Annotated in this window: 17 protein-coding genes and 1 pseudogene; 11 read left to right on the top strand and 7 right to left on the bottom strand. The window is 70.5% G+C overall.

Going from position 1 to position 16,450, the window contains the following annotated elements; all coding sequences use genetic code 11:
• Positions 1 to 387: 387 nt before the first annotated feature.
• Complete coding sequence (locus tag ACIP4Y_RS35240) at positions 388 to 930, bottom strand: DUF1772 domain-containing protein (protein ID WP_401400265.1); 543 nt, start codon at positions 928 to 930, stop codon at positions 388 to 390.
• Between the two features lie 96 nt (positions 931 to 1,026).
• On the opposite strand from ACIP4Y_RS35240, the gene ACIP4Y_RS35235 reads away from it, so the two are divergent.
• Positions 1,027 to 1,362, top strand: a complete 336-nt coding sequence (locus ACIP4Y_RS35235; protein ID WP_401400264.1) for a hypothetical protein — start codon at positions 1,027 to 1,029, stop codon at positions 1,360 to 1,362.
• Between the two features lie 478 nt (positions 1,363 to 1,840).
• Here ACIP4Y_RS35235 and ACIP4Y_RS35230 read toward each other — a convergent pair whose 3' ends face one another.
• Complete coding sequence (locus ACIP4Y_RS35230; RefSeq protein WP_401400261.1) at positions 1,841 to 2,749, bottom strand: LysR family transcriptional regulator; 909 nt, start codon at positions 2,747 to 2,749, stop codon at positions 1,841 to 1,843.
• A 103-nt stretch (positions 2,750 to 2,852) separates the two neighbouring features.
• Here ACIP4Y_RS35230 and ACIP4Y_RS35225 point away from each other — a divergent pair, with 103 nt between their 5' ends.
• Positions 2,853 to 3,356, top strand: a complete 504-nt coding sequence (locus tag ACIP4Y_RS35225; RefSeq protein WP_401400259.1) for a hypothetical protein — start codon at positions 2,853 to 2,855, stop codon at positions 3,354 to 3,356.
• Between the two features lie 183 nt (positions 3,357 to 3,539).
• Entirely contained in the window at positions 3,540 to 4,244 is a 705-nt protein-coding gene (locus ACIP4Y_RS35220; RefSeq protein WP_401400605.1) for a class I SAM-dependent methyltransferase, read from the top strand.
• 50 nt (positions 4,245 to 4,294) lie between these two features.
• On the opposite strand, the gene ACIP4Y_RS35215 is transcribed toward ACIP4Y_RS35220, so the two are convergent.
• Positions 4,295 to 5,473: an isochorismatase family protein gene (locus ACIP4Y_RS35215; protein ID WP_401400257.1), complete on the bottom strand. Its 1,179-nt coding sequence runs from the start codon at positions 5,471 to 5,473 to the stop codon at positions 4,295 to 4,297.
• Between the two features lie 196 nt (positions 5,474 to 5,669).
• Positions 5,670 to 6,356: a hypothetical protein gene (locus ACIP4Y_RS35210; RefSeq protein ID WP_401400602.1), complete on the bottom strand. Its 687-nt coding sequence runs from the start codon at positions 6,354 to 6,356 to the stop codon at positions 5,670 to 5,672.
• Positions 6,357 to 6,538: 182 nt separating this feature from the next.
• Between ACIP4Y_RS35210 and ACIP4Y_RS35205 the strand changes: the two genes are divergently transcribed.
• Complete coding sequence (locus ACIP4Y_RS35205) at positions 6,539 to 7,165, top strand: hypothetical protein (RefSeq protein WP_401400254.1); 627 nt, start codon at positions 6,539 to 6,541, stop codon at positions 7,163 to 7,165.
• A gap of 95 nt (positions 7,166 to 7,260) precedes the next feature.
• Here the strand turns inward: ACIP4Y_RS35205 and ACIP4Y_RS35200 are convergent.
• Positions 7,261 to 7,947, bottom strand: a pseudogene (locus ACIP4Y_RS35200) (DUF4872 domain-containing protein); the annotation flags it as partial.
• Between ACIP4Y_RS35200 and ACIP4Y_RS35195 the strand changes: the two are divergent.
• The gene (locus tag ACIP4Y_RS35195) at positions 7,929 to 8,711 is read left to right on the top strand and encodes a recombinase family protein (protein ID WP_401400252.1); all 783 of its coding nucleotides are present in this window, start codon (positions 7,929 to 7,931) and stop codon (positions 8,709 to 8,711) included. The pseudogene ACIP4Y_RS35200 and the gene ACIP4Y_RS35195 overlap by 19 nt on opposite strands.
• Before the next feature lie 244 nt (positions 8,712 to 8,955).
• Here the strand turns inward: ACIP4Y_RS35195 and ACIP4Y_RS35190 are convergent, their stop codons facing one another.
• Positions 8,956 to 9,498: a hypothetical protein gene (locus tag ACIP4Y_RS35190; protein ID WP_401400249.1), complete on the bottom strand. Its 543-nt coding sequence runs from the start codon at positions 9,496 to 9,498 to the stop codon at positions 8,956 to 8,958.
• 838 nt (positions 9,499 to 10,336) lie between these two features.
• Between ACIP4Y_RS35190 and ACIP4Y_RS35185 the strand changes: the two genes are divergently transcribed.
• From ACIP4Y_RS35185 to ACIP4Y_RS35175, 3 genes are read left to right on the top strand one after another with little or no spacing between them, the layout of a single operon-like run.
• Positions 10,337 to 11,416, top strand: a complete 1,080-nt coding sequence (locus tag ACIP4Y_RS35185) for a tyrosine-type recombinase/integrase (RefSeq protein ID WP_401400246.1) — start codon at positions 10,337 to 10,339, stop codon at positions 11,414 to 11,416.
• Positions 11,413 to 11,748: a helix-turn-helix domain-containing protein gene (locus tag ACIP4Y_RS35180; protein ID WP_401400244.1), complete on the top strand. Its 336-nt coding sequence runs from the start codon at positions 11,413 to 11,415 to the stop codon at positions 11,746 to 11,748. Before ACIP4Y_RS35185 ends, ACIP4Y_RS35180 begins: the two co-directional genes overlap by 4 nt.
• The gene (locus tag ACIP4Y_RS35175) at positions 11,745 to 13,304 is read left to right on the top strand and encodes a hypothetical protein (protein ID WP_401400242.1); all 1,560 of its coding nucleotides are present in this window, start codon (positions 11,745 to 11,747) and stop codon (positions 13,302 to 13,304) included. Before ACIP4Y_RS35180 ends, ACIP4Y_RS35175 begins: the two co-directional genes overlap by 4 nt.
• A gap of 9 nt (positions 13,305 to 13,313) precedes the next feature.
• On the opposite strand, the gene ACIP4Y_RS35170 is transcribed toward ACIP4Y_RS35175, so the two are convergent.
• Positions 13,314 to 14,027 carry a carbon-nitrogen hydrolase family protein gene (locus ACIP4Y_RS35170; RefSeq protein WP_401400240.1) on the bottom strand — a complete coding sequence of 238 codons (714 nt, stop codon included), beginning with the start codon at positions 14,025 to 14,027 and terminating at the stop codon, positions 13,314 to 13,316.
• Between the two features lie 577 nt (positions 14,028 to 14,604).
• Here ACIP4Y_RS35170 and ACIP4Y_RS35165 point away from each other — a divergent pair.
• The 3 genes from ACIP4Y_RS35165 (at position 14,605) to ACIP4Y_RS35155 (ending at position 16,400) form a co-directional block, all read left to right on the top strand.
• Positions 14,605 to 14,853 (top strand): hypothetical protein, encoded by a 249-nt coding sequence (locus ACIP4Y_RS35165; RefSeq protein WP_401400237.1) that lies wholly within the window; start codon positions 14,605 to 14,607, stop codon positions 14,851 to 14,853.
• Positions 14,854 to 15,091: 238 nt separating this feature from the next.
• Complete coding sequence (locus ACIP4Y_RS35160; protein ID WP_401400600.1) at positions 15,092 to 16,090, top strand: histidine kinase; 999 nt, start codon at positions 15,092 to 15,094, stop codon at positions 16,088 to 16,090.
• The gene (locus ACIP4Y_RS35155; protein ID WP_401400234.1) at positions 16,050 to 16,400 is read left to right on the top strand and encodes a hypothetical protein; all 351 of its coding nucleotides are present in this window, start codon (positions 16,050 to 16,052) and stop codon (positions 16,398 to 16,400) included. Before ACIP4Y_RS35160 ends, ACIP4Y_RS35155 begins: the two co-directional genes overlap by 41 nt.
• The last annotated feature ends 50 nt before the right edge of the window (positions 16,401 to 16,450 follow it).

The raw sequence follows: 16,450 nt of genomic DNA, 5'->3' as shown, positions 1-16,450 counted from the left end.
AACGATGACGAGGACTGGGTGAGCAGCATCATGGACTCCGGCCAGGGCAAGGGGAACCGACCCGGCAGACGATGTCACCGCCCTGCACCCGGTCGCATCATCCACCACGGCCGGGTCCACTCCCCCGCAAGTCGGACGCACCTCAGCCCTCAGAACGATCCGCGGTCGGCATGGGCGTTCCGGTACGAGCTGCTGCAGCGGGCCGAACTGGGCCTCGATCGGCTCGGTCCCGCTCTTGCGGTGTGCTGGTGGGCCCGGTAGACGCCTCGGCTGGAACTGGACGGGGATCCTTGCCCAGGTGCCGCCCCGCTTTGAGATCCCCACGTCCCTGGAGACCCGGCCCCATACCCCAGGCCGTGCAATGCGAAGTGGCACGGATCGCAGCGCTTATTCGGGTTGGCCGGGATCGACGCATCGGCTTCCGAGATGACCGTGGTGGGTTCCGTGGTGCTCGGCCGCTCGCTCGCCTGCCTGGTGCACAGCGACGTCGATCAGGATGGCGAACCCGGTTATGGCAGTGCAGGTACGGGCATCGTTGAACAGTTCCCAGCGGCTCAGGATCTTCGCATGGTCAGCCGGCGGCGCAGTGGCGGCCCACTGCTTGATGCGACCGTTGATCGGGACGTTCCCGAACCGGGTGATCAGGAAGGACGTGACGGTCAGAAGCCCCGCCGTGGCCACGAGAGACCGGACCCGCCCGCGTGTCAGAGCGGCCAGGGCGAGGGTGCTGAGCCCCGAGACCGCCATTGCCCCTTGCATGGTGATCCCGTTCATCTTCATCAGCTCGGTGTGGAAGTCGAGCCTCAGGTCGAGCGGCACGGAGTTGAAGGTGGGGACGAGGTTGGCAGCGCCGTAGCCGAAGGCTCCGGCGAGCAGACCGGTGGAGAGCAGAGACGGGCCCAGGAGAAGACGGTTGCGCATGCGGTTCATGCTTTCTTGGCGGTTTGGGTGAAGCGGTTGCCCGGTGCTCCTCGGAGCTTGCCGTCTCGGAGTCTGCGGCCGTAGGCCCTGCCGCGCGGCACCGGGGTGCGCGCGGCACTCGAACGCGGCTGCGCGCAGGCAGGGTTCCGGCCCCGGATTACCTTCGAGGCGGCAGCCCCGCACGTGCTCTTGCACCTTGCCACGCGGCGCCTGGGCATCGCCGTGCTACCTGCCGGTGAGGACGAGTCCCACTCGACGGACCGCTTCGCACCCTGCGGATCGTCCGGCCCGAGATGCGGGCCCGCATCGCGCTCGCCTGGCAGGCCGACGGTCCTTCGAGCCCCGCGGCCCGGGATTTCCTCGAGCGCCTACGCGATGCCCTCCCCAAGCCGCCCGGTTCCTAGAGTGCCTCTGCCCTTGGTCATCGTGGTGCCCGGATGAGGACGCCCCGGCGACGTGGAACGCGGCCTGATGTGCGAGGGCCCGTGTGCCGGTTCGCATGGCCGGACCGCGCCACTGATCGAAGTCCGGCGGACGGCCGCCCTGACGGCGCGAAACACCGCGCCGTCGTAAATTGGGGCACGTGGACGGCGGCGTAGGTCAGAACACCCGGCAGGGCACGGCATGGCAGAACGGTCGGGTTCCTGCGTGGACACCCAGCTGCCGGCGTGATCGTGGTGCCGGACATCGGGTTCTCCGGGTCGCGCGCTCCGGAGGATTGCGTCGCCGCCCCCTGCTACCGGGACCCGGGATGGTCGCGGCAAGCCCCTGAGGCCCCGTAGGAAACGCCGAGACTCCGCACTCATTCACCTCCTGCGTGGCGGGTCTCCCCACTCGACCGATGCCCGAAGCGAGACGCCTCCGAGCAGCGGCAGGCGCGCCGCCTGCCCCTGGGTCGGTGGCGTGTGGGCGCGGCACTTCACGGGTCCTCGCCCTCGCCGGCACCCCGGTCCTGGTTCCAGTCCCAGTCGATGAGGGTGGCGCGCAACTGGCGTGCAGCGGCCGTGAGAAGGCTGCCGGTGTCCCAGCTCAGCGTGACCGTGCGGCGGCAGTCGGGGCTGTCGACGGGAATCCAAGCGGCGGGGACATGCTCGCCCTTGCGGCGGGCGAAGGCGGGGACGAGACCGATGCCGAGTCCGGCGCCGATCAGATCCGCGATGGCGCCGTGTTCGTCGCTCTCGCAGACGATCCGTGGAACGAGCCCCCGGGCGGCGAAGAGCCGGTCGAGCAGCCGGCGCAGCCAGTGTCCCTGGGGGGCGGTGACGAAGGGCTGGTCGGCGAGTTCGTGGATGCTCAGGGACGTGCGGCCCGCGAGCGGGTGATCCAGCGGTACGGCCACCCCGACCTCCTCGTCGAACAGCCGTACTGTCTCCGCTCCTTCGGCGTGGATCGGCTGCGAGGAGACGCACAGGTCTACATGCCGGGCGCGCAGGAGGCGGGCCATGTCCTCGCTCGGCGACCAATGCAGTTCGAGCTCCACGGAGGGATGGGCCCGCTTGTAGGCCGTCAGGGGGCCGGTGAGGGTGAGGAAGGTTTCCGACGCCATCCTGGCGCTGCCCGCGCCCTCGCTGATGGATTCGGCGACGGCACGGCGTCCGGCTTCGAGCTCGCCGAGGGCGCGTTCGACGTGAGCCCGGAAAAGGCGGCCCGCGGCGTTCAGCCGTAGCCGACCGCCCCGGTCGAACAGCGGCGTGCCCAGGTCGCGCTCCATCCGGGCGATGGTGCGGCTCAGGGACGGCTGGGCGACGCGCAGTTCGTCGGCTGCACGGCTGAGGTGTTCCAGCCGCGCCACGACGAGGAACTGCCGGAGCGAGTTCAGGTCCATCATGCCTCCGCCAGCATAACTCTATAGCGATATTGATCTTAGACAGGATGACTGCGTCGGCATAGCTTCTAGGTGCTCGCAGGGAGCTCAAGTGAGGAGGACCCCCGTGGTCGATGGCAGTCTCAGTACAAAATCCGTGTCCTTTGGCGCGCGGCTCGCCGCGGTGGCAGTCGCCTCCGCCTTGCTCGGCGTCTGGTCGATGAACAGCGCCGACGCCGACACCGGCGAGCGGAGCCGATATGAAGTCCTCGAACTCGAAATCGAGAACGACCAGTACTCCGGCGTCGATCTAGGCCCCGAGGGGCCGAGCCTGGGCGACATGGACGTCTACTCCGGCGCCACAGTCCAGGACGGCCGGAGGGTCGGGCAAGGCGGCGGCTCATGCCAGGTCGTACGCATCGAGGGCGGAAAGCGCACCACGCAGTGCGTGATCACCTTGGAACTCGAGCGCGGCTCGCTGACGATGCAGTCACTGTGGACCGGCGGATCGAGCACGCTCGACATGGCGATCACCGGCGGCACCGGCGTCTACGACAACGCGCGGGGCACCGTCCGCTACTGGGACATCGCAACCCCGCAGGAACGGATGCGCGCCGATATCCGGCGCTGACGGCGACCGGCGGTAGGTGCGGGTCGACCCGGCGAGGTCGGCCGGGAGGGTTTGCAGCGCGTGGCCGTCGGAAAGTGCGCTGCAGGCCAGTGAGCCGGAAGTTTCGGCGCAGCACGGGGAGTTGCTGCTGCGGACCGGCACGGAGTCGGGCGACTGCTCCTTTAGCGTGTAGGGGTGGCCGACATGAACTCGGACGAACGTAGGGCGCGGATCGGGGAGGTTCGCCGGCGGCTCGCGCAGTCGGGGCCGCCGAGGACGCGGGATCGCGCGGCGGACTTCGAGACGGTCACGGTGCCCGAAGGCGAGTGCGACCAGCTGCGTGACCTGCTGATCGCTGAGGGCGTGCAGACGGTTGTCGAGGTCGGTCTCGCCTACGCCAGCTCCGCGCTGGCGATCGGTGAGGCGCTGGTTGCGGTCAACGCGCCGCGTCCCCGGCACATCATCATCGACCCGTTCCAAGAACGCGACTGGTCCAATGTCGGCTGGGACCTGCTGCGCTCCGCGGGACTGGATTCGATCGCCTCGCTGGTGGCGGCTCCTTCGTCGATAGCATTGCCGCAACTGCTCACCGAAGGCCTTGTGGCCGACGCGGCGTTCGTGGACGGCAGTCACCGGTTCCATGAAGTTTTCGTCGATCTGTATTTCCTGCGCAAGATCGTCCGGCCTGGCGGGCTGATCGTCATGGACGACGCGGGGGCACCGTCCGTGCTGACCGCTGTGCGCTACTACGAGCGGAACCTGGGGTGGACGGTGGTTCCCGGTGCATTTCCTGGTGACACTCTGACGGCGGTTGCTGATGGCCGGACCGCACCGGCGACGCGCTGCCAGGCCATGCGCTTGCCTGATCCGCCGTTCGAGCCGCCCTTCGAGGAGTTCCACGCCTTCTAGCGGAAAAGTTCAGCCGCGGCAGATGACGACGTCCGCGCACCGCGTCGTGGCTATTCGCCCAGCAGGAGGATCTCCGAGAACTCCTGCAGGGCATCCCTGCAGACGTCGTGGCCGCTGTCCAGGGTGTGGACGCGCCAGGTCGGGTCGTTGGCCAGCCGGTCGCGGACTGCGGTGAAGGGCGTGCCGTCCCACCCGGACAGATACACGTCGTCCCGGGTGCTGGCGTCACGCAGGCCGGCCGCGTCCAGCCGGATCCGCTGCAGGTAAGAGGCCAGTGGATGTGCTCTCACGCGCGGGTCGCTGCCGGACGGCGGCTGGACCGCGTATCCGTTCGCCGCCGCGCCGTCCAGGAACAGGCTGCGGTAGGCATCGCTGGTCAGGTCCCAACAGGACTGGCCGTCCTCGGGTACGTAGGCGTCGCAGTAGGCCAGGCGGCGCACCACGCCGGAAGGGGCACGGTCGGCGGCACCGGTGATCACCATGCCGCCGTAGCTGTGCCCGACGAGAACGGCGTCGCCCATCTCCTCGGTAGCGAGTACGGCGAGTACGTCGTCGATGTGGGTGTCGAGATTGACGTGGGCGGAGTTCAGGTGGGCGCGGTCACCGACACAGTCACGAACGTCGGCGCCACCGCCGGGCGTTGCCTGATGCGGCATCAGGAGGTTGTTCCGATCAGGTCGATCACCTCGTCGGTGGTGCGTACGTCGCCGAAGGACCGGTAGATCGAGTGCAGCGTGGCGTTGTGCTCCTGGTCGCATTAGGCTGCGTTCGCGTCGGCGACCATGAGCTCCCGGCATGCCTGTGGTGGCCGCGTCCCGGGCTGAGGACTCGCAGCACACGTTCGTGACCGTGCCCGTGATCACAATGGTGTCGACATGCCGCTCGGCCAGCAGTCCGGGCAGTGGTGAGCAGCCGGGAAAGAAGGCGCTGTATGCGGTCTTCTCCACCACAAGGTCGTCCGGTCGGACATCGAGGGCGTGCCACAGACGTGAACGTAGCGGGGCTTCCGCGCCCGTTGTCGCGAACGTCTCGCTGTACACCGGACCGTAGAACTCGCCGCTCAGGCGCCCCAGCGGTGCCTCATTCGCTGGGAGCACCCAGGCGACCGGGCCGCCGGCTGTACGCAGCGCCCCGGCAAGGCGGCCGATGTTGGGCACGATGCCACGGACGTACGGGTTGGCCTCGGCGAAGAGAGGCACCATGTCGATCACGACCAGCGCGGTACGCATCGGATCGAGGCTCTCGTAGGCGTGTCGCCTGCCGCGTCTTGCCTCCTGCCGTGCGTACGTCCCGCAGTTCGATTCGCCAGTGTGAGCCTGCCCTGGCATGACCCGCCTCCACCCGCCTCGGCCGCTCCGGCTACGGCTCCGTGAGCTCCCGGACGGACGTCCGGCGCGGCGGAGGCGGGGCGGGGCAGGGCGGGGTTCAGGGGGTGAACTCCTCCTCCAGCTTGTCGATCGCCCCGTCCGCACCGAGGTGGTACTTGAAGACCAGTCCGCTGTTCGGGTGCGCCTCGAGCCAGTCGAGGAACTCCTGCACGCCGATGTGCTGGTTCTCCGTGCTCGCCACGACGGGGTTGGTGACGGTGACGTAGGCGGCCTGGTTCATGGGCACGGGGATCTCCTTGCCCACCGTCTCGAACGGGGCGCCGTCGGAGTCCGCGGGTGCGCAGCCCCAGGCTCCGTACTTGACGATCAGGTGCAGGGCGCCCCCCTCGGGCGTGTAGCGGTAGACCGCCAGCTCGTCGGGCGAGATGGGCATCTTGTGGTCGCATCCGCTGCCGCTGCCCGCGGTCTTGGAGGCGGCGGGCTTCGCCGGTGCCGGTGGCGTCGGGGCGGCGGTCTTGGCCGGGGAGGCCGTAGTACCGCCGGCGGTGGACTTGCCCGCGGGCGCGGCGCCGGCTGTGGGTGAACCGGTCGCCGGGTCGCTGCCGGAGGGCTGCGTCGTGGCCGCCTGCACCGTGGCCGTCTTCGTGCCGGCGGCGGAGCCCGTGGAGTCGCCGTCGCCGTTGCACGCCGCGAGCGTCAGGGCCAGCAGGGCGGCGGCCAGACTCGTCGCGGTCGTACGGACAACGGCGCCGGGTCTGTGGTGGTCCTCGGTCGTCCTGGTCATCGTCACGGCGGATCGTTCCTTGTCGTTCAGGCGCACCCTGTGTGCGGGCTGTGTCAGTCGCCGGGACGGACGGTTTCGGACGGCCCGTGGTTGCGCCGGGCGTATTTCGTTGCTTGCCCGTGACCCGTGCTGACGCGCGCGGGGCGGCTGTCCCCGCCGACGCGGGGTATCCGATGAGCCACATGGCACGGTTCAACGGGGAAAGGAAGCGGCTCGTGGCCCTGTCCGAGAGCGAGCGAGTGCAGAACACCGGTCCCGCCGGCCGGGCGCCCACGGCCGGGCGCGTCGGCCGTTTCCTGGGCCGGCACTTATGGCTGCAGGTGGTCCTGTCCCTGCTGGCCGCCAGCGCGTTGATCATGCTGTTGTTCCCGGGGCGGTCGTTCGCGTCCGTGCTCCTCCGCACGGCCGTCACCTCCGTGGGGGCGATCGCCGTGCTGGTCGCGCGGCGGCGCAAGGAGAGGCGTGCCACGGGCGGCTCCGCGGACGATCTGGTGTCCCTGGATCTCAGGCTCCGCAACGGTGAGGTGCCCGAGGCTCCCCCGGAGCGCCGGGCGATGCGTGATCTCGTGGCGCAGCGCCTGCACCGCATGCGCCACCGCCGGACGGGGCTGGTGCTCCTCGGGGTGCTGTTCGGCGGGCTCACCGTGCTCCTGGCGCTGACCGGGGACGCCCGGCAGTCCATCGGCTTCGGGGTACTCACCGTGGTCTTCGTGGGGTGGATGGCGTATCAGGGAAACGTGCAGGACCGGAGGTTGCGGGCGATGCGCGCCGCCCTGGCCGACGACGGCCCCGCAGGGCGGGCCGAGTAGCACCCGGCACGGGTGCGGCCCCGGGCGGGTGCGGCCCGGGGGCGGGTGCGGCCCGGGGGCGGGTGCGGCCCGGGGGCGGACAGACATCTGTCGGTTCACGCCGGGGTTTCACTGCCCAGGCGGGTCAGTGCGCGCATGGCCTCGCGTTCGATCCGGGCGATGTCGGCGAGGATCGAGCCGGCCTGGGCGAGGCACTGCTCATCGCCCGTTTCACCGGCCTTCGCGATCAGTGCCGCCGCGTCCGTCCACAGGCCGGCCGCCTCGGTGTACAGCGTGTGGCCGGTGCGCAGGTGGCGGCTGTCGAGCCATTCGGTGCACTCGGCGAGGAAGTCGCGGTAGAGGTTGCGGAACAGGGCGCCACCGGTGCCGGCCTTCTCCATCAGCAGGGCGGCCTGGGGCAGGTCCCGCTGCGGGTGGCCGGTGCGCTCGAGCCAGGTGCGCACCAGCCGACCGACCTTCTCGATGCCGCGGTGACCGAGGTTGGCGATGGGCGGATTCAGGAACGCGTCGGCGCCGGCGGTGATGGCGGGAACGATCTGTCCGTGCGGGTCGGGCGGGTCCCGCGGCGCGGTGAGGGTGAAGGAGCGGTGCCTGGCGGTCATCGGGCCCCGTGCCGCCCTGGCCCGTGCCAGGCCGTCCAGGCTGACGGAGACCGCACCGCCCTGCTGGTCGGTGTCCACCAGGTAGGCCCTGTGGTGGTCGTAGCCGTACATGGCGACGACGTGGCCGCCGAAGTGGACCAGATGTTCTGGTACGGGTGGGTGTGGGAGTCCCACAGGCCGGGGACGACGGTGCATCGGGAGGCGTCGATCCGGCGTTCGCCCGCACCTCAACCGCCCGCCAGGAGCTGGCGAGCCAGCTCGAAGCCCTCCACCGCGCGCAGTGCCACAAGGTGTTCAAGGAACAGATCAGCACCCGCGTCAAGGTCCGGCCCGAGCTGGAGAAGGCGCTCGCCCTGGCCCACCAGTTCAAGGAGGCCGCCCCCGAGACGTCGGTGATCTTCACCGTGCACGAGCTGAAGCGTCTGGCCAGGAATGCGGCCGAGCTGATGACGCTGTCCGCCGAGCTCCAGGCCGGCGGCATCCAGCTGGAACTCCTCACCGGGATCTACGACCCCAACGGCATGGGCGCCATGTTCTTCGCCGTCCTCGCGGTCACTGGGCAGATCGAGCGCAACTACATCCGGGAAAAGACCCTCGAAGGCCAGGTCATCGCCGCGTCCAAGGGCAACCACGGCGGACGGCCCAAGGTAATCGACGACGACATGCTCACCTTCGCCGTCGCGCTTAAAAACAAGGGCGTCCCCGTCCCCGAGATCGCCAAGAAGCTCACCATCAAGACCGGCAAGAACGCGGGCAAGTCCCCCTCGGTCGCCTCGCTGTACCGGGCCCTCGCGGAAGCCGAAGCCGCCGCGGTGGACGACGGCCTACCGCTGCGGCCCAAGCCCGTCCGCATCCGCAGGCCCAAGGACCCGCTCACCGCCGAGGAGACCGACCTGCGCGACCGGCTCCAGTCCCAGCCCCACCCGAACACCGAGCTGCGATAGGGCCTTCCCCGCCGTACCGATGTTCCCCCACCCCGACACACGACGGCCCCCCGGTGCCGGGCAGGAATCGGGGGGACCGTCAACACGAGTGCCGGTTCGAGGGACACGCGCGCGTCCACCGGCTCAACGCGCCTGCTGCCCCGACGTCACGGGCCCGGCCGCCGCGTCAAACGCCCCGAACCGCCATCGCCCCGGGTATGCAGTCCGCTGCCGCTCTTCCCCAAGGCCGATTACTGACCCACGTTCAGTCCATGGAGCAGGGAATGACGAAGTCGTCGTAGGACCGTTTCACGTCGATCTTGCGGTCCTCGCCGTAGTAACCGCCGACCTGCGTGTAGGACACGTCAAGGTCGCGGATACCGCACTTGATGATCCCGATCGACCCCAGGCTCAACTTGCTGCTGCGGGACTTCTGAGTCCAGGAGTTCCTTGCCGTGACCGCCGGGCCGCCCTGGGCCACGTTGGCGCCCATGTGGACCGTAGCGAACACGCTGGCGCTGTAGAGGGGGGTGGCGTTGTACCAGGCCCCACCCCACCAGTAAGTGTTCTTGTCAGTCTCGATGAACATCGCAGACCGTCCTGCGCGGTCGTAGACATATACGCAGGTGCGGAATGCAGTGAAGGTGTAGCCGCCCTGGCCATAGACCTCTTCCCAGCCGGTGCAGTGTTCGCCGGCTTTGGGGTAGGGGCCGTCGTCGGCAGACGCCGCCCCGGGGGTTGCAAAGGCGGATACCACCAAGGCGGCCGCTGCGGCGGTGACGCCGACCATGCGCCTGATCTTCTTCATCTCATTCCTTCGTGAGCTGGTGTCACAGAGCGTGCTGAAGACAGCCCGAGGCAGGCAACGGTCCGGCAAGTATTTTCACTCTGATAGGTCACACCACGCCCGTGTGCGTCACTTCCCCAAGCAGTACGCCGCATCAACCCGCCGGCGGATGCCCAGCAGCAGCGCGCCGCAGTACGAGCAGAAACCCGGTCCCGGTGGTGCCGGCGGCCCCACGGCTAACGGCGGGGGCAGTGCGTGACCTGGCCGCCACGTCAACGCCCCGAACCTTCACAGGTCCGGGAACGGACGGTCGTCCGGCCAGTGCCCCGACCACGACCGTCCCGACCACCGAGAGCGGCAGGTCACCCTCCCAGCCGAGAAGACGTATCCCAGCGGCGCCATCGCCACGGATGTGCAGTCCGGCGATGGCGGTCTCCGCCCACCCGCGGCTCTCCTCGCACTCACCCCATCAGCCACGCGGCCAACGGTGGATTCTCCCGAGACACTCCGGGGCCGCTCCGAGCGCGACCAGACCAAAATCATTCTCACCGATAACCGCTGTACCGATGTTCCAAGCGCCGCCAATTGCATCCGATGCGAACTCGCGACGGTTCGCGAATCGTCGTGGGCAGCGGTGACAATCAGTCCGCTGACCAGCGCAGTTGGCCCGGTCTATTGGTGGTGACGGTAGCGGCGGGCTCGATGATGGCGCCAGTCGGTGTCACTCGTCCGGATGACTCGCCTGCGGTTTGTCCGTCGACTCGCATCAGATGCGGTTTTCTCGCATGTGATGCGAGTGACGGAGGGTGGACCAGTGGGGTTGAACGGGTCGGTCCCAGGTGCGGCGAGGCTGCATCTGGTGGACGGGGTCGCGCTGCTGCGGCCGGAGCAACAGGTCTTCACGGCGATGCTGACCGGGTTCGCGCATCAGCAGCTCGCGCGGAACCTGGCCCGAACGACGGTGGAGGGCAGGGAGAACACGGTCAAGGCGTTCGCCGCCTATGTGAGCACCTACCCGTGGCACTGGACGCCGGCGATGGTCGACGAGTGGCTCGGTGACCTGCGATCGCTGCGGGACCTGAGACGCTCCACGATCCGGTCCTACTCGGAGGCGGTCCGGGCGTTCTGCCACTTCATCACCGACCCGCTCTACGACTGGGCGGCAACGTGCGAGGAGCGGTTCGGCACCCACCCGGTCCAGGTCGTTCACGAGTGGAACACTGCGGTGCACGTACAGGACAACGAGGCCGACGCGAAGAAGCGGGCGTTCACCAAGGCCGAACTTCACGCGTTCTTCGAGCACTGCGACGACGAGGTCGCCCGGATCCGGGCCTTCGGTCACAAGGGCTGGCTGCCCGCGTTCCGCGACGCCACCCTGTTCAAGACCGCCTACGCCTACGGGCTGCGGCGCAACGAGACGCGGATGCTTGACGCCGCCGACTTCGGACGCAACCCGCACGGCGCCGAGTACGGCGAATTCGGCCGCTGCCAGGTCCGGTTCGGCAAGGCCAAGAAGGGCTCACCGCCCAAACGCCGCGGCGTGCTAAGCGTGTTCGACTGGACCCCCGACGTCCTGGACGAGTGGTTCACCGAGGTCCGCCCGCTGCTCGGCACCGACGGCAACCCGGCGGCCTGGCCCTCCGAACGCGGACTGCGGATCGGCTGCCAGCACATCAACTCCCGCTTCATCGCCTACCGCAAGGCCCTGGGCCTGGACGACGGGCTGGACTACCACTCCTTCCGAAGGTCCTACGTCACCCACCTGATCGAGGACGGCTGGGACCCGCGCTTCGTCCAGGAACAGGTCGGCCACGAGCACGCCAGCACCACGTCCATCTACACCTGCGTCTCCTCGGACTTCCGCACCCGCACCCTGCGCCGGCACCTGGACGCCACCGTCGCCGCCGCCCTCCAGGCCCAGAGCGGGGGACGGGCATGAAGCGCAAGGTCGGCTACACCTGGCGGCTGCGTGAGCTGATGGCCCAGCACCACGTCTTCACCGCAACCGAGCTGGTGCCGCTGCTGCGCGAGCGGGGCATCGACCTGTCAGCCTCCCAGGTCCACCGCTTGGTCTCCGGAACGCCCGAGCGGCTGTCGCTGCAGGTCCTGTCTGCGCTCTGCGACATCCTGTCCTGCACCCCGGCCGACCTGGTGGCCACCACCGCCGAGAACGCCGGTGTCCCCAAAACCGCCACCGGCGACCTGCCCGCCCCGCCGGCGAACGTCGCGAACCTGCGGCCCCGCGCGGCCCGCATCCTGCCCGACGCATGAGTCGCCCCTACGCCACCGACGAGCAGCACGAACGCTGGTTCATTGCCGAGTGCTGCCGCTGCGGCCGCCGCAGGCACAAGGCCGGCACCTGGCCGGACGGATACGTCTGCCGGACCTGTTCGGACCGCGCAGTGCGAACACGAGGCACCTGCCCCGGATGCGGCCAGGACCGTGCTCTCCCCGGGCGCCACCCCATCGACGGCTCCGCGATCTGCACGACCTGCGCCGGCTTCTCCCAGACCTTCGACTGCTCGCGCTGCGGCTTCGAGGGCAAACTCCTTGGCGGACGGCTCTGCGAACGCTGCACACTCACCGACCGGCTGACCATCCTCCTTGACGACGGCACGGGCCGCGTCCGCCCCGCGCTGACGCCCCTGTTCAACCTGCTGGTCGGGATGGATGTGCCCAGAAGCGGCCTGGCCTGGCTCGCGATGCGCCGCGGCCAGCCGGGAAACGCCTCCCAGATGCTGCGGCGGCTCGGTCTCGGACAGCTACCTCTGGCCCACGACGCTTTCCATGAACTCCAGCCCTGGCGGGCAGCGGCTCATCTGGAAGAACTCCTGATGGCCAGCGGAGTCCTGCCCGCCGTCGACAAGTACATCTGCTCCTTCCATCGATGGCTGCCCGGTCACCTGGCCGACATCGCCGATCCCGAACACGTCAAGACGATCAAGCTCTTCGCGACCTGGCACGTCCTTCCCCACCTACGGGAACGGGCCGATCGGAGCCACATCACACCGAGCGTCCGCCGCTTCGCAGCCGAGCAGATCAAGTACGCGACCACCTTCCTGCGATGGCTCAGCACCCGGGACGGCACCCTCGAATCCTGCGGCCAGCTCGACATCGACGCCTGGTTCGCGGAGAACACCGAACACGGTGGCACCTGCCTGAGGGCCTTCCTCAACTGGGCCAGGCGGAGCTGCCGTTGTCCACGATCCCTGTCCATCCCCGCTATGAAGGTCTCTCGACGACCAGCACTGAGCGAGGACGAACGCCTGGCCGCACTCGGCCGACTGCTGACCGACACAGACACACCGAAGCGCCTCCGTGTCGCCGGCGTCATCGTTCTCCTCTATGCGCAACCCCTGACCCGGATCGTCCAGCTGACGGTCGACGACGTGCTCCACGACGGGAAGACCACGCTTCTGCGGCTCGGGGAGCCCGCCTCTCCCGTCCCCGCGCCAGTGGCAGCCCTGCTGCTGGCATACATCGCGGACCGCGACAACATGAACACCGCCACCAACCAGGCATCCCGCTGGCTCTTCCCCGGCCGCCGGGTCGGACGGCCAGCCCGTCCCGACCACATGTCCGCACTCCTGCGCGAGATCGGCGTCCCGATCGCAGCCGCCCGCGCCGCCGCCATCCGGCAGCAGCTCCTCGAACTGCCCGCCCCCGTCGTCGCGGACGCCCTCGGCTACCACGACAAGACCACCAGCCGCCTCCTCAGAGAGACCGGCGGGACCTGGAGCCGATACGCCGCAGGCGACCACACCCGGTCACCGGCGGGCTGGGTCCCTCCGGAAACCACGACAGTTGAATACGCGAGCCACCAGTAGGCCGCCGGTTCAGCCGACCTCGGCGAGCACGTGGCCCGGTACCTCGGTGCCCGCGTCGGCGGTCCGTTCGCCGTCCGGGCCCCAGGCGCCGGCGGCGCCGCAGCCCACGCCGTCCTCGTTGTTGCCGAGGACGTTGCCGAGCACCACGTGGAGACCGAACTCCCGGGCCCGCACCGGATAGACCTTCTCGAACGAGTCGTTGTCGGCGGAGAGCACCGAGCTCGCCAGATAGACCGTGCAGCCGTCGGCGGCCGCCCGCTCGGCGAGCTCCGGGAAGCGGTTGTCGTAGCACGTGGCCAGCGCGAACCGGGTGCCCTTCAGCTCGAAGCGGCCGTCCCGGCCGCCCGCTGCGAAGACCTCCTGCTCGATGCCGTACAGGTGCTGCTTGTCGTACCGGGCGAGGAGTCCGCCATCCGGACCGATGACGAGCGAGGTGACCGTGGGCCGGCCCTCTGCCGTGTGCACGGGACCGTTGACGACCGCCGCCGCCGAGACGGCGCGGCACGCATCCCGTACGGGTTCGAGGCGGGCGTCGTCCTCGGTGAGGACGAGGCCGGGGATGTCCCGGATCAGCGTCGGCTCGTAGCCGGTCACGGCGAGCTCGGCGAAGACGACCAGGCGGGCGCCGTCGGCCCCGGCGGCCCGGATCAGCCCGGCGATGGTACGGACGTTGGCGTCGATGTCCCCGGCGACCGGGGCGAACTGGGTGGCTGCGACGATCATGGCCTTCATCATCGCCGCCGACCGGGCCGCGGGAAACCCCGGGGCCCCACAGTACGGGAACCCGCTGGAGATCACGGAAAGTCACTGCCGCGCTCAGCAGCACCGACAACTCGCGACAGTTGAATACGCGAGCCCACCAGTACCAAGGCCGGAGTTCCCGGCCGGCCGGGGGCGGCCGGGGCCGCGTACGCCCTGCACGAGGTCCTGGGCGGTGACTTCGCTCGGAGGTCCTGGAATTCTGGGCGCATGGGCAGGACGGCGGGGGGCAGGGGTGGTCCGGGGGGCGGCGCCGGGCCGCGGTCGCGGTGGTGGTGCTGGCCTGGGGGCTGGCTGCCGCAGCGGGGGTGCTGGCCGGGGCGGCGGGGGGACCGTGGACCGCGGGCCGCTGGTATCTCGTCGTGGACGCCGCCGACGCGGTCGTGTACGGGCTGGTGGCGGGCGTGGTGCTGAGCCGGCGTGCCCACCCCGTGGCGTGGCTGGTGGCGCTGACGGCGATCGGGGGCGGGGTGGCGGCGGTCACCGCGCCGCCCGGGGAGTTGCTCATGCCGGACGGGGGCGGGTACCGCCGTCCTGGGCCGTGCTGCAGAACGTCGCGTGGGTGCCGGGGACCCTGGCGCTGGTCCTGGTGGTGCCCTACCTGGTGTCGGCGGAGCGGCCCGGGCGGGCGGCGCGGGCGGCGGCCCGGGCGGGCGGCGCGGGCGGCGGCCCGGGCGGGCGGCGCGGGCGACGGTCCTGGTCGGGCGGCGCGGGCGACGGTCCTGGTCGGCGCGGGCGGCGGTCCTGGTCGGCGCGGGGGTCACCGTGGCCGTGGTGGCGGTGCGCCTGACGGACCCGTGGCCCTGGCCGGACGGCGGGCAGTCCTTCGCGCCGCTGGCCGTACGGGATGAGGGGTGGGCGCAGTCGGCCGGTCCCGCGTTGCGGTGGCTGTTCGCGGCCGTGGTGGTGCTCGGACTGCTGCCCTCGGGACACGCCGCCCTGCGGCGCCGCCGGGACGTGGCCGCGCGCGGGCTGGGCTGGCTGGCGATCGGCACCGCGTTGATCGCCCTGACGTTCCTCCGTTGGCGGTGCGGCCGGAGGGCACGGGGCAGGTCGTCCTGCTGTTCACACCGCTCGCCCACCTCGCCTCGCAGGCGTTCTTCCCCGCGGCCGTCCTCGTCGCCGTGCTGCGGCAGCGGTTGTGGGGCATCGATCTCGCGGTCAGCCGCACCCTGGTCTGGTGGCTGCTGACAGGGATGCTGGTGGGTGGATCCATCCTGGTCGTGGCGGTGCTGGTCTGGGCGCTGCCCGGGGAGGGCACGGCGGTGCGGGTGCCGACGACGGCAGCCCTGGCGGCCGGTACGCAGCCCGCGCGCGGCTGGCTGCAACGCCGTGTGGACCGGCTCGTGCACGGCGAGGGGACGGCGCCCCCGCTGAGCCGTGTGGGGCGGCACCAGGGCCACGCGGCCAGTGACGAGGAGGCGTTGACCGGCATGGCCGCGAGTCTCGCCGCGTCCTTGAACCTGGGCTCGGTGCGGGTGCTGGACAGTGTCGGCGAGCCGCTGGCGGTCGTCGTGGATCCGTCCGGTCACGGCACGGACCGCGTCGACATCCCGCTGGCGGTGCGCGGGCGGCGGGTGGGCGTCCTCAGCGTGGCCGCCCGCCCCGGCGAACGCTTCGGCCGGCGGGCCCGGGCCTGCCTGGAGGAGGTGGCCCAGGTCGTCGCGACCACCGTGCAGCTGGCCGCCGTCACCCGGGCGCTGCGCGAGTCCCGGGGCCGTCTGGCTGCCGCCCGCGACGACGAACGGCGTGCCCTGCGCCGCGAACTGCACGACCGGATCGGTCCGGCGCCGGCCGGGATCGGGCTCGGCCTGGCGGCGGCCCGCGACCTGCTCCGGGACGGACCGGACGCAGCCGGCGCCCTGCTGGTGCGGCTGCGCGCGGAGGTGGAGGCGAGCGCGGAGGACGTCCGGGTGCTGGCGCGCGGCCTGGTCCCTCCCGTCCTGGCCGAGCTGGGCCTTGCAGGGGCCGTGAAAGGAACTGGTGATGCGGTACGAGGCGGACGGGCTCGCCGTGACGGTGCGTGACAACGGTGTGGGGCAGGTGCCGGGGCAGGTGGCCGGAGCGGCGTACGCGATCGTCGCGGAGGCAGTACCTGCGCAGTACCACGCCCCCGTCGAAGCGGTACAGCACGCCCCGGTGCCGGCCGATGGGGACGCCCAGCGCGAACAGCAAGGGCCCCGCCAGCGCCACGGAGCGATCGTGGCGGTGCGCTCGTCCCACAGCCTCAGGCACAGGCGGACGAGGAAGGCCGGCGGGACGATGAGCCAGTACCACCCGGTGATCGCACACACCACCCACACCAGCTTCGGGGCACAGCGGTCGCTGCCGGCGTAGGCGCCCAGCCCGCGCTCCCGGGCCACAGCGGTCACCTTGCGCGGCACGCA

The organism is Streptomyces sp. NPDC088810, from assembly GCF_044750305.1.
Classification (GTDB): domain Bacteria; phylum Actinomycetota; class Actinomycetes; order Streptomycetales; family Streptomycetaceae; genus Streptomyces.
The sequence above is the reverse complement of the archived record's forward strand: the minus strand, read 5'-3'. Positions and strand labels throughout refer to the sequence as shown.

Bases quoted from the DNA above. Each gene is read 5' to 3' on its own strand.
- ACIP4Y_RS35180 (WP_401400244.1), top strand. From the start codon at position 11,413: ATGAAGCGCAAGGTCGGCTACACCTGGCGGCTGCGTGAGCTGATGGCC.
- ACIP4Y_RS35190 (WP_401400249.1), bottom strand. From the start codon at position 9,498: ATGAAGAAGATCAGGCGCATGGTCGGCGTCACCGCCGCAGCGGCCGCC.
- ACIP4Y_RS35215 (WP_401400257.1), bottom strand. From the start codon at position 5,473: ATGCGTACCGCGCTGGTCGTGATCGACATGGTGCCTCTCTTCGCCGAG.
- ACIP4Y_RS35240 (WP_401400265.1), bottom strand. From the start codon at position 930: ATGAACCGCATGCGCAACCGTCTTCTCCTGGGCCCGTCTCTGCTCTCC.
- ACIP4Y_RS35155 (WP_401400234.1), top strand. From the start codon at position 16,050: ATGCGGTACGAGGCGGACGGGCTCGCCGTGACGGTGCGTGACAACGGT.
- ACIP4Y_RS35205 (WP_401400254.1), top strand. From the start codon at position 6,539: ATGGCACGGTTCAACGGGGAAAGGAAGCGGCTCGTGGCCCTGTCCGAG.
- ACIP4Y_RS35230 (WP_401400261.1), bottom strand. From the start codon at position 2,749: ATGATGGACCTGAACTCGCTCCGGCAGTTCCTCGTCGTGGCGCGGCTG.
- ACIP4Y_RS35175 (WP_401400242.1), top strand. From the start codon at position 11,745: ATGAGTCGCCCCTACGCCACCGACGAGCAGCACGAACGCTGGTTCATT.
- ACIP4Y_RS35220 (WP_401400605.1), top strand. From the start codon at position 3,540: ATGAACTCGGACGAACGTAGGGCGCGGATCGGGGAGGTTCGCCGGCGG.
- ACIP4Y_RS35210 (WP_401400602.1), bottom strand. From the start codon at position 6,356: ATGACCAGGACGACCGAGGACCACCACAGACCCGGCGCCGTTGTCCGT.
- ACIP4Y_RS35170 (WP_401400240.1), bottom strand. From the start codon at position 14,027: ATGATCGTCGCAGCCACCCAGTTCGCCCCGGTCGCCGGGGACATCGAC.